Origin of the sequence: Psychrobacter sp. 1Y6 (assembly GCF_052258385.2) — a bacterium.
GTDB lineage: Bacteria > Pseudomonadota > Gammaproteobacteria > Pseudomonadales > Moraxellaceae > Psychrobacter.
Map to the genome: position 1 here is coordinate 426,463 of NZ_JBQQEW020000001.1, position 12,772 is coordinate 439,234.

The 12,772-nt window shown below is 44.1% G+C and carries 6 protein-coding genes; all 6 read left to right on the plus strand.

The window, feature by feature from the left end:
- Window positions 1–15 precede the first annotated feature (15 nt).
- Window positions 16–2,367, plus strand: coding sequence for a type IV pilus secretin PilQ (locus tag ACTXGF_RS15435; protein ID WP_443535233.1), 2,352 nt, complete (start codon window positions 16–18; stop codon window positions 2,365–2,367).
- A gap of 205 nt (window positions 2,368–2,572) precedes the next feature.
- Window positions 2,573–3,133, plus strand: a complete 561-nt coding sequence (gene aroK / locus ACTXGF_RS15440) for a shikimate kinase AroK (RefSeq protein WP_296208225.1) — start codon at window positions 2,573–2,575, stop codon at window positions 3,131–3,133.
- Window positions 3,134–3,208: 75 nt separating this feature from the next.
- Complete coding sequence (aroB, locus tag ACTXGF_RS15445) at window positions 3,209–4,315, plus strand: 3-dehydroquinate synthase (protein ID WP_443535231.1); 1,107 nt, start codon at window positions 3,209–3,211, stop codon at window positions 4,313–4,315.
- A gap of 129 nt (window positions 4,316–4,444) precedes the next feature.
- Window positions 4,445–5,533, plus strand: a complete 1,089-nt coding sequence (locus tag ACTXGF_RS15450; protein WP_443535229.1) for a hypothetical protein — start codon at window positions 4,445–4,447, stop codon at window positions 5,531–5,533.
- A gap of 864 nt (window positions 5,534–6,397) precedes the next feature.
- Complete coding sequence (gene gltB / locus ACTXGF_RS15455; RefSeq protein WP_443535228.1) at window positions 6,398–10,861, plus strand: glutamate synthase large subunit; 4,464 nt, start codon at window positions 6,398–6,400, stop codon at window positions 10,859–10,861.
- Window positions 10,862–11,079: 218 nt separating this feature from the next.
- Window positions 11,080–12,501 carry a glutamate synthase subunit beta gene (locus ACTXGF_RS15460; protein WP_102090376.1) on the plus strand — a complete coding sequence of 474 codons (1,422 nt, stop codon included), beginning with the start codon at window positions 11,080–11,082 and terminating at the stop codon, window positions 12,499–12,501.
- The last annotated feature ends 271 nt before the right edge of the window (window positions 12,502–12,772 follow it).

Sequence of the window (12,772 nt, forward strand, 5' to 3'; positions counted from 1 at the left end):
TTTGAGGAATAAATAATGACAGTACGCAATAACAAGGTAATGATGATGAGCAACCGCATGTCTTCTGCTTTTGCCATTTCAGCACTGGCAGTCAGTATGGTGGCTGTAACTAATAGTGCTCATGCTGCACAGCGCATCGATAATGTCTCTGTAGTACAGACCGCACCTGCAGTGACGCAAATGCGTTTGGGTTTTACAGGATTGCCAGTATTGCCTGCAGCCTATCAGCTTGATGATCCTAGTCGCTTAGTTCTAGATTTCGAACAAGTACAGAATGGGCTTGCTAGCCGTTTTAACGAATACAACATCGGTGCGATTAATGACGTTACTACGCTAAGTAGTGACAGTACCACGCGCCTCATCGTTGGTTTAAAAGAATCAGGAAATTATACGACAGCGATTGAAGGCAATGATTTATTGCTAACCATCACTGATCCTAATCGTCCCGTCATTACTAGCGACCCGATTCAAGATGTACTTAATAACAATAATAGTATGACAACGACCGCGGTCGTTACGCCTATCGTTGAGAGTTCTACCGTACCAGTGGCACCTGTACGTACCACGAGCAAGGTAGTCGTGAAGAACGAAGTACCAGCTGATACGATGGTGGTCAGAGTCAATCCACTTTTGAACCCGCAATTGGCAGCTTCACAAGTAAGCAAGCAGTATAGCTATGATGGGCTAAGCGCAGTCAATTTTTCAGCAGGTAACGACGGTGGCGGTAATGTCAGTATGGTACTTGCCAACGAAGCTATTCCAGTAGATGTGCAACGCCAAGGTAATAAACTTGTCGTACGCTTGACTGGTAGTACGGTTCCGAGAAACTTACTACGCCGATTGAATATTAACAGTGGTCTTGTTGGTAGTATTGATACCAAAAACCAAGGACAGAATGGCGTCGTTACCATTAACATGAATGACGATTATGAGTATCAAGCTTACCAATCAGGTAACCAGTTGAATATTGGTATTAAAAAGCCTGAGCTGTTACGTGAGCCGACGCTGGAAGAAAGAGTCTATAGTGGCGAACCGCTATCTATGGAATTCCAAGATGTTGAGGTTCGTAGTGTCTTAGATATTTTGGCGCAGTTTACTGAGATGAATATCGTGGCAAGTGATTCCGTTGCTGGCAACATCACTTTGCGTTTAATCAATGTTCCTTGGGATCAAGCCCTCGATATTATTTTGAAAAGCAAAAACTTGGGTAAGCGTGAGAATGGTAATGTGATTTTGGTTGCGCCTTCTACTGAGCTCGCTGAGCAAGAAGCACGTGAACTAGAAGCGCAGCAAGCTGTTCAATCTTATGCACCTTTGCGTACTGAGTACATTCGTTTAAGTTATGCAAAAGCACAAGATGTCTTAACGCTTATTTCGCAAGGTAGCGGCGCGACTGGTAATAGTAGTGGCCTAGCAAATCGTGAGGATAATAATACGTTGTTATCCAATCGTGGTACGGTAACGGTTGATGAACGTACCAATACTTTGATTATCAAAGACGTTGCTGACAGTATCGAAAACATTCATAAACTAATCAGCAAAATTGATATTCCTGTTCGCCAAGTCATGATCGAAGCACGTATCGTCAGTGCAACTGATAGCTTCAGTAAAGAGATTGGTGTTCGTTGGGGTATCTTGTCAAACGGTGCGGCCAACAACCGTAGTTTACTGGTTGGCGGTAGTGATCAAACCTTATGGGATTTAAAAGATTTTGATGTAGAGACGACGACCGTCAATGGTCAAACCGTTTCTTATCCTTCTTATGATATTACTCGTCCTGATAACCTAAACGTTGATTTAGGCGTTTCTAATCCAGCAGGTAGTATCGCCTTTGGTTTGCTCAGTATGTCTGATGTGATGCTCGATCTTGAGTTGTCAGCACTACAGGCGGACAACCGTGGTGAAGTTATTTCTACACCTAAGATTTTGACAGCGGACAAGCAGACAGCAAAGGTCTCTTCTGGTACTCAGATTCCGTATCAAGAAGCATCAGCCAGTGGTGCGACAACAACCAGCTTTAGAGAGGCTGCATTAAGTCTGGAAGCGACACCAAACATCACACCTGATGGTAAAATTGGTTTGCAATTGGTCATTACTAACGGAACGCCGACTATTATCAATAATCAGGTTGCCATCTCCGAGGACTCTATATCAACCAATGTTATTATTGAAGATGGTCAGACAGTGGTATTAGGCGGCGTCTTCAAAAACCGTACCAATAACGGTGTAGATAAGGTGCCTTTCTTAGGAGACTTGCCTTATATCGGCCGTGCCTTCCGTCGTGATGTACGTAGTAATAACAAAGAAGAGCTGCTGATTTTCGTAACTCCAAAGCTTATTAATGACGGTACTAGTCGTCTGAACTAGTCATAAAGCGATTAACTAATTGTTAAAAAAAGTAAGCCATAGAGCTTGCTTTTTTTATGCGCGCAATTAGGGATTTTAGTATTGCGATATCTATGTATGTACCGATGAATGGTGTGCTCTAAATTTTACTCACAATAATCACAGCTCATTACTAGCCAGAATAACAATGACGTTGTATCATACCTAATTTAGCTGAGTAAGTATTATGGGGCAGGAATTACCGTCGGTGTTTTTAGTGGGTCCGATGGGAGCAGGGAAGACGACAATCGGAAAACTGCTTGCCAAGCAGTTAGGTCGCACTTTTGTAGACAGCGATTGGTATATTGAATCGCAGACGGGTGCCGACATTGCTTGGATATTTGCCAAAGAAGGTGAAGCAGGTTTCCGTGAGCGTGAAACGCGTGCCATTGATGAATTGACCCAAAACTCTCAAATCGTATTAGCGACCGGTGGCGGTGCAGTCATGTGTGCTGAAAACCGAGAGTTCCTAAAACAGCGTGGCATCGTCGTTTATCTTAATGCACCTGTCGAGGTGCAGCTGGCACGTACCTCTAAAGACAAGTCTCGACCATTATTGCAGCAGCCTAATCCTAGAAAAATACTGCAAGAGTTATACAGTGCTCGCGATCCGCTCTATCGCCAAGTCGCCCATATTATTATGCCTACTGGTCACACGTACCCACGCCACATGGTCAATCAATTGATGCAGCAGCTAGAATCATTCGTCGACTGCACTACCGACGCATCAGCGCACCAAGAAGACTAGTAATAGACTGGCTACTACGATTGATATGCAGACTCAATTACTTTTACCTCATTAGAAATGCTTTAGGAGTATCACATGGTAATGCCGTTTCATGATGGCCTAATAGTTCATACGCAAAGTCATGATTATCCTATTGTCATTACTGAACAATCTACGACTGAACATAGTAGTATGGCGAAGCAAATCACGCCTTATATCAGTGGCCGTCAGGTTTTAATCGTCACTAATGATACTGTGGCACCTTTATACTTAAAAGCATTAGAAGATGAGTTAGCAGAGCAGTTTGTGGTAAAGGTGTGCGTACTGCCAGATGGCGAACAATACAAAAATCAGGCAAGTATTGATCAGATTTATGATGCGCTAATGACAGAACACTTCAATCGTGATGTGACACTTATTGCCCTTGGAGGCGGTGTAGTCGGAGATATGACTGGTTTTGCTGCTGCTAGCTTTATGCGCGGTGTCAATTTTATTCAGATTCCAACGACGCTACTGTCACAAGTAGATTCTAGTGTTGGTGGTAAAACGGGTATCAATCATCCGCAAGGTAAAAATATGATTGGTGCTTTTTGGCAGCCGCAAATGGTGCTTGCTGATATGAGTACGCTTAAGACACTACCTGCACGTGAGCTATCGGCTGGAGTAGCTGAGATTATTAAATATGCCCTTATCATGGATGAGGAGTTTTTAACGTGGCTTGAGGCAAACTTGCCTGCAATGATGGCGCTTGATTTGGCAGTACTTGGTGAAGCAGTGAAGCGCTGCTGTCAATACAAAGCTGATGTAGTGGCACAAGACGAAAGAGAGTCAGGTGTGCGCGCGCTATTGAACTTTGGTCATACTTTTGGTCATGTGATTGAAACACATGAAGGCTATGGCAATTGGTTACATGGCGAAGCAGTAGCGGCTGGCATGGTACAAGCAGCCGAGCTATCGCAAAAAATTGGTTGGCTAACTGATGATGAAGTTGTACGTATTAAGCGTGTTTTAGAATTGGCAAACTTACCTATTACGCCACCAGCTATCGATGTAGACACTGCTTTAGATTTAATGGGACACGATAAAAAAGTGAAACACGGACAAATCCGCCTAATTTTGTTAAAATCAATTGGCGATGCGGTAATGACTAATGAGTTTGACGGCGAACTATTGCATGAAGTTTTGTCAAAACATAGCGCGTAACGTCTTAAAAATTATCGCTTATATATTTATACTAAAATCTCGTACTTATAGCCGACTGGTTGGCTGTACCTTTGTTTAAATAAGCATTTATATCATGCTGTAAAACATGTGTTTACCAAGGACCGCCTCATGGCAACATCAAAAACAAAAACGCGTACTGCTAGCCAATCATACAGTCGTCAAGCACTGATTTGGCTAATAGTGACCCTGCTTTTAGGGGTGGTCACAGCGTTAGTATGGATGTTTAGTCAAACGCCAGCCATGGGTGCCAAAATTGAAAATGCACCAATATCAGCGCCAGAGATTTTGAATGAAGAGTTTGAGCAACCATTAAAAGTCGAATCGCTACATGAGTTAGATACGGATGTACAACCGATTAACTTTGATGCAACGATTCGAGATTTGCGCGATTATCCTGATGAGTTCAAAGACAAGCGTTATCTGCTGGCTAACAAAGGCAAGTGGACTGTTCAAGTAATGAATGTCGCTGAAAACGATGTGATTGTTAGTTACTTAGAAGGCCGTCAAGATCGCGATAAATTTGCTTATTTCCGTTATCTTGATGATGAAAAACAAGTCCGTTATATGCTGACTTATGGGATCATGAGTAGCCCGCAAGAAGCGGTAGGAGCCGCAAAGCTAATAGACTTTAAGCTACCTACAAACGTACGTGTATTGCCAGAAGAGATTAATCGGTATGTCAGTATTATTGATAATTATGAGCGTCCTGATCCAGTAAAAGATCTAAGTACAAAACGTACACGTGCCGTCGATTTAAAACCTACTAAGCGCGAAGTGCCAGCTCGTTTGCAAGAAGAAGCTGATGATGCCGCCGCTCAAGCAGCCAGTGCTAACAGTAATCGAGGTAACCAAGAAAGCGCTAATAGTAGCAGCACTCAAGAGAGTATTCGTCAGTCGGTAGATACCTCTGCCACGTTATCTGTTAGTGAAGAGCGTACGGTTGGTGGTGAGACGCAGACAATATCTGAAGCATCGCCAAAAGACGAAAACAACGCAAATAAGCCCGCGCCAGAAAACAAAAAGCCTGCGGCACCAGCGGAGAACTCTACTAGTAAGAAGCCACCAGTCGTGCCAACGCCTAAGCCCCCTAGCAGCACGAACAATAATTCAAATGCTAATGGCAAAAGTGCTAACGTAAATCCTCCCAAAAATAATAGCGACAGTATAAAAGCGCTAATAGAAGACAAGAGTAATTAGTTTTTGTCTGATTAATTTAACCCACTAGCTATCTGGTCAGTGGGTTTTTTTAGCGCTATACAAAATAGTTTTATCGTCACAATAAGCGGCAAGCTACTATTGCTTAGTATTATCCAAGCCTTTTGCTAACTGTCATTTATATGGTTTACATTAAAATTTTAATAGCAGTTTTATTTGTCTTATAACCAATAGTAATAAGTCCTCTTACAATTTATGGCTGATGAATCGATAGAAAAGACTAGATTTTTCGACAATCATTAACTAATATAACTGTGGGCGACGTTCTGTATAGTTATCGTAAAAAATGTCTATTTAACAACTATTTAGTGGTTTTTTCTTAGTTTTTAGAGTTCTTTACTAAATATTATTGTCTCAAGCGCGGTTACTTACTATCTATAATAAGGTTATCGTAAGTGACGCAACCTCTCTTATTGTCACTCTTTTTAGGGTAAACAAAGTGCTTGAATACAGAGCGTCAGATATTCAAGATAAACAAGTGCACCGTTATTAAGTCATTGTATGCTTAGCTCTAAATGCTAGACATGACAATATAACAAATGATGCTTAAATGGATGGCATTAGATATCACTGATTGAGTAACTGGCATTTAAGGGCGTAGATTCTCCCGTTGCCAAGGGCTGCTACTTACTATCTTTTGATACACGGACCATATGTCAAGACATCAGCTAATGACCAGGAGGGTCAAGGGTTTTACTTTCTCTTAGAGTATGATGTCTATCGAGCATTGCACTATTTGCCAATTCGAACACAAGAATATCCACTATCAGCCCGTTCTGCTTACGGGTACCAACTTATACTCCGCATTGGAAATGTAAGTTGCCCGTCTACTTAAAAGGACAAGCTATGTCAATGATTTCCTCACAAACACACCTGGCCACGCCAGATGATTTTTCTGATAATTGCGGTTTTGGCCTAATTGCCCATATTGAGGGTGAAGCGAGCCATGATTTGGTAAAAACTGCCATTCATAGTTTAAGTTGTATGACACATCGCGGCGGTGTTGCTGCTGACGGTAGAACTGGTGATGGTTGTGGCTTACTATTAGCGACGCCTACCGATTTCTTTAAACAGATTGCTGACGAGCAGCAATTTGCCATTACGGACAACTTTGCTGTCGGTATGGTGTTCGTTAATTTAGATAGCGATAAAGCCAAGCATAGCCAGCAAGTATTAAGTGATGAGATTACCGCCCAAGGATTAGAAGTGGCTGGCTGGCGTGATGTACCACTTGACTTGAGTATTGTTGGTGAGATTGGTCGTGAGACATTGCCAGACTTTAAGCAAGTGTTCGTTAATGCGCCAGATGACCTAGCAGCTGATGACTTCAACCGTAAGCTGTTTATTGCACGCAAAAAAGCAGAGCAGCGTTTGACGGATGATGAGCTATTTTATATCTGTTCATTGAGTTGTCAGACCATTATTTACAAAGGCTTGGTAATGCCTTCAGATTTACCAGCGTTTTTCTTGGATTTGCAAGATGAGCGTTTGGCGTCACATATCGTAGTATTCCATCAGCGTTTCTCAACCAATACCTTACCGCGCTGGCCACTGGCACAGCCATTCCGTTATCTTGCGCACAATGGTGAGTTAAATACCATTACAGGTAACCGCAACTGGTCTAAAGCCCGTACGCCAAAGCTAAAATCAGACAAACTGCCTAACTTGAATGAGCTGACACCACTTGTAAATAGTACCGGTTCAGATTCATCTAGCTTAGATAACATGCTCGAAGTGCTTATGTCTGGTGGTATGAACCTGTTCCATGCGATGTCTATCTTGGTACCGCCAGCGTGGCAGAATGTTGATAGCATGGATATGGATCTGCGTGCGTTTTATGAGTTTTACTCACAGCATATGGAAGCGTGGGACGGTCCAGCAGGTCTAGTCATTCAAGATGGACGCTATGCGGTCTGTATGCTCGATAGAAACGGTTTGCGCCCGTCACGTTGGGTAACCACCAAGAATGGTTATATTACTGTTGCATCAGAAGTTGGCGTTTGGGATTATGAGCCACAAGACGTGTTAGCCAAAGGTCGCGTTGGACCTGGTCAAATGCTAGTCATTGATACGTTGACAGGTCAGATTTTAGATACGACGGCTATTGCAACTTTACTAAAAACGGCGCATCCATATCGTAAATGGTTGCGTGAAGAAGCGACGCGTGTCCGTGATGATGAGCGTCTAGAAGAGACGTTGGCGACGCAAGCGTGCCGAGGTGATAAACTCAAAGCACTACAAAAGATGTATCACATCACTAATGAAGAGCGTACAGAAATCATTCGCCCTAATGCTGAAAATGGTCAAGAACCAGTCGGCTCAATGGGTGACGATACGCCAATGGCTGTACTGTCGCAGCAAATTCGCCATGTCGGTGATTTCTTCCGCCAACAGTTTGCACAGGTGACCAATCCGCCAATCGATCCATTACGTGAATCAATCGTAATGTCGTTGCAGACCTGTTTAGGCGCTGAGACTAACGTATTTGCGCCATCTGCGAGAGATGCGCATCGTATTATTTTGTCATCGCCAGTATTGTCAGCCAGCAAAATGCAGCAGCTTGAAACCTTGGATGATCCAGCGTTCAAGATGGCTCGCATTGATCTGAACTATGACCGTACTTTAGAGTTATCTGATGCTATCGTGGCTATTTGTGAGCAAGTGGCAGATAACATTCGCTCAGGTAATACATTGATTGTCTTGTCTGATAAAGATATCGATGCAGACAAAGTACCCGCTAACGCCATTATGGTTACTGGTGCTGTGCATCATTATCTAATCGCGCAAGGTATCCGTACTGATGCTAACTTAATCATTGAGACGGGTCTGGCACGTGACTCGCATCAAATAGCGGTATTGATTGGCTTCGGTGCAACTTGTGTATATCCATATCTAGCATATGATGTCATTGATGATTTGGTCGCGACTGGTGAGCTACTTGGTGATCCGATTCAGGCCCGTGTTAATTTCCGCAAAGGCTTAGATAAAGGTTTGCTAAAAATCTTGTCAAAAATGGGTATCTCTACCATTGTTTCTTATCGCGGTGCGCAGTTGTTTGAAGCAGTCGGCCTATCAGAAGAAGTCGTCAATTTATGCTTTAAAGGCGTACAAAGTCGTATCAAAGGCGCTACCTTTGCAGACCTTGCTGCTGATCAAGCACAATTGGCTGCCAATGCGTTTAAGCGTCGTGCCCCTCTAGATCAAGGCGGTCTGCTTAAGTTCGTCTTCAACAAAGAGTACCATGCCTTTAACCCTGATGTGATTAACAGCCTACATACCGCGGTACGTACAGGTGATTACGATAATTACCGTAATTATGCGGATTTAGTTAATAGCCGTCCGGTCGCGACCTTACGTGATTTGTTGCAACTGAAAACCGACAACAGTATCGATGTCAATGAAGTAGAAGATATCTCTAAAATCTTGACGCGTTTTGACTCAGCTGGCATGTCACTAGGCGCGCTATCTCCTGAAGCGCATGAGTCGATTGCGATGGCTATGAATACCATCGGTGGTCGCTCAAACTCTGGTGAGGGCGGTGAAGATCCTGCGCGTTATGGCACATTGCGCAACTCAAAGATCAAGCAGGTTGCCTCTGGTCGTTTTGGGGTCACACCTGCCTACCTTCGTTCCGCTGAAGTCATGCAGATTAAAGTAGCTCAAGGTGCCAAGCCTGGTGAAGGTGGACAGCTACCTGGTGGTAAAGTCAACGCGCTGATTGCACGTTTGCGTTATTCAGTGCCAGGTGTGACCTTGATTTCACCGCCGCCGCATCATGATATTTATTCTATCGAAGATTTGGCACAGCTGATTTTTGATTTAAAACAAGTCAATCCAGATGCACTGGTATCCGTTAAATTGGTCTCACGTCCAGGTGTTGGTACGATCGCGACAGGCGTTGCAAAAGCCTATGCCGATCTGATTACTATCTCGGGCTATGATGGTGGTACGGCAGCGTCTCCGCTATCGTCTATCCATCATGCAGGTTCGCCATGGGAGCTAGGTTTGGCTGAGACTCACCAGTCTCTACGAGTGAATGGGTTACGTGATAAGGTACGTGTCCAGACTGACGGTGGTCTAAAAACAGGGCTAGATGTAGTAAAAGCTGCTATCTTGGGTGCAGAGAGCTTTGGCTTTGGTACCACGCCGATGATTGCAGTTGGTTGTAAGTACCTACGTATCTGTCATTTAAATAATTGCCCGACAGGTGTTGCTACTCAAAAAGCCAAGCTGCGTGATGAGCATTTCATTGGCGAAGCAGAAATGCTGATTAACTTCTTTAAGTTTGTCGCAACTGAGACGCGCGAGTGGTTGGCAGCGCTAGGGGTTCGTAGTATGGAAGAGCTGGTCGGTCGTACTGACTTGCTTGATATTCTAGAAGGTAATACGGACAAGCAGCGTCATCTTGATTTAACACCATTGCTATTTAGTCACCCAGCCAGCGTGGGCAAAGCACAAACTTGTCAGGTTGAGCGTAATGAGCCGTTTGATAAAGGCTTGCTTGCTGAGCAGATGATTAGCGATATGCTTGTGAACATTCGCAAAGGGGCGGGCGGCGACTATAGCTATTTCGTTGGTAACTGTGACCGCTCTATCGGTGCTCGTATTTCTGGTGAGATTGCGCAAGTCTGGGGCAACCTTGGCATGAGCGATATGCCAATTAAGCTTCGTCTAACTGGTACCGCAGGGCAAAGCCTAGGCGTGTGGAATGCTGGTGGCCTAAATATCGAGCTTGAAGGCGATGCCAATGACTATGTGGGTAAAGGTATGGCAGGCGGTGAGATTGTGATTTATCCGCCGAAAGACTCAAACTTTGTAGCACAAGAAACGGCCATTATCGGCAACACCTGTCTCTATGGTGCAACTGGCGGTAAGCTATATGCTGCTGGTACAGCAGGTGAGCGTTTTGGCGTCCGTAACTCTGGCGCACACGCAGTCATCGAAGGCACAGGCGACCATTGCTGTGAATATATGACGGGCGGTATCGTCACGATTTTGGGCCGTACTGGACTTAACTTCGGTGCTGGTATGACGGGTGGTTTTGCGTATGTACTCGATATGGAAGGCGACTTCTTTGACCGTTGCAACCATGAGCTAATCGATCTAAACCGTATTTCAAGCGAGCAAACAGAAGAGCATCGCATTCATTTGCAACAAGTGATTGAAGCTCATGTAGATAAAACAGGCAGTGCATGGGGTCAGACAATTCTGAATGACTTTGAGCACTATGTTCGTAAGTTCTATTTGGTTAAGCCAAAAGCGGCGAACATTGCAAGCCTTCTTAAAACTACCATGGCCGACCCACAATAGCCGATACGTAACTGCCTATCGTATCAATGGAATGCATTGATGGATCGGCAGTCGCTTTAATCAGGTTAGCCAGCGTTCCGTTTTTAGAGACGTTTTAACTCACAGGTTTTCAGCAGGTACGTAACAGCAGCGATATATGTCTTAGATTTTAGACAAACCAAACATCGCTGACTGTCGCCACCCACTGCAAAAGAGCCTTATATAAAAGAGATAGCACCATGGCAAAACGCTTAGAAAATAACTTCCAGTTTTTAGATGTACCAAGATTTGATCCAACCAAAAAAGACATTGCAACGCGTTCAACAGAGTTTGTTGAAATTTATAAGCCTTTCGAAAACGAAGCCGTTGCTCAGCAAGCGCATCGTTGTCTTGAGTGTGGTAACCCGTACTGCGAGTGGAAATGTCCAGTACACAACTATATCCCTAACTGGCTAAAACTGGCCACCGAAGGTCAGATATTTCAGGCAGCTGAATTGTGCCACCGTACCAATACCTTGCCTGAAGTATGCGGACGAGTTTGCCCACAGGATCGTCTATGTGAAGGCGCTTGTACGTTAAATGATGGTTTTGGCGCAGTGACCATTGGTAATGTTGAAAAGTATATCAACGATACCGCGTTTGCACTTGGCTGGCGTCCAGATATGTCAGAAGTCGTTTGGACAGATAAAAAAGTCGCTATCATTGGCGCAGGACCAGCGGGTCTGGGTTGCGCGGATATTTTGGTCAGAAATGGTGTCAAACCAGTTGTCTTTGATAAGCGCCCTGAGATTGGCGGCTTACTGACATTTGGCATCCCTGAGTTCAAAATGGAAAAAGATGTCATGCGCAATCGCCGTGTAATCTTTGAAGACATGGGTATCGAATTCCGTTTAGAGACAGAGATTGGTACAGACGTCACCATTGATGAACTATTGGCTGAGTATGACGCGGTATTTATGGGTATGGGTACATACACCTATATGCGTGGCGGCTTCGCTGGTGAAGAGCTGACAGGCGTCTACGATGCGTTAGATTACCTGATTGCCAACGTGAACCGTTGCAATGACTGGGAAAAAGACGCTGAAGAGTACATCGACTTTAAAGGTAAAAAGGTGGTGGTACTTGGTGGTGGCGATACAGCAATGGACTGTAACCGTACCAGTATCCGTCAAGGCGCCGAAAAAGTAGTTTGTGCCTATCGCCGTGACGAAGAAAACATGCCAGGTTCACGCCGCGAAGTGGTCAATGCTCGCGAGGAAGGCGTCGAGTTCTTATTTAATCGTCAGCCAACAGAAATCATCGGCTTAAACGGTAAAGTTAATGGCGTGAAAGTTGTTACTACTCAGCTGGGTGCACCAGACAACCGTGGTCGTCAACGCCCTGAACCAATTCCTAATTCTGAAGAGATCATCCCATGTGATGCAGTCATCATGGCATTTGGTTTTAGACCAAGTCCTGCTGATTGGTTTGAGTCTCAGCAAGTGGGGATGGACAGCTCTGGTCGCGTACTAGCAGCCGAAAAGCAAACCTTCAAATTCCAGACCCAAAATCCTAAAATCTTCGCTGGTGGCGATATGGTGCGCGGTTCTGACTTGGTTGTGACGGCGATTTGGGAAGGCCGCGAAGCTGCGGAAGGTATTCTAGACTACCTAGAAGTGTAATACGCTAGCGCAATAGACTATTATTCATTAACACTAATGCAGATCTTGATAAGTAATTCGATGAGTCATTTGGTGAATAGTCTTCAATAGTGTAGATATCAATATAGTGTGCTAGGATATTTTTTATAACGCCTTTTACCTGTGAATAATAGGTAAAAGGCGTTATTTTTTGCCCGTCATTTTGCTGATAGAATATTAACTTATACTTACCGCTAGTTATTGAGATATTTTAATAATACTTTATTAGAATGTCTCACCTAAACATTCCACC

Excerpts from the sequence above, each read along its gene's own strand:
- ACTXGF_RS15435 (WP_443535233.1), top strand. The coding sequence starts at position 16 with ATGACAGTACGCAATAACAAGGTAATGATGATGAGCAACCGCATGTCT.
- gltB (WP_443535228.1), top strand. The coding sequence starts at position 6,398 with ATGTCAATGATTTCCTCACAAACACACCTGGCCACGCCAGATGATTTT.
- aroB (WP_443535231.1), top strand. The coding sequence starts at position 3,209 with ATGGTAATGCCGTTTCATGATGGCCTAATAGTTCATACGCAAAGTCAT.
- ACTXGF_RS15450 (WP_443535229.1), top strand. The coding sequence starts at position 4,445 with ATGGCAACATCAAAAACAAAAACGCGTACTGCTAGCCAATCATACAGT.
- ACTXGF_RS15460 (WP_102090376.1), top strand. The coding sequence starts at position 11,080 with ATGGCAAAACGCTTAGAAAATAACTTCCAGTTTTTAGATGTACCAAGA.
- aroK (WP_296208225.1), top strand. The coding sequence starts at position 2,573 with ATGGGGCAGGAATTACCGTCGGTGTTTTTAGTGGGTCCGATGGGAGCA.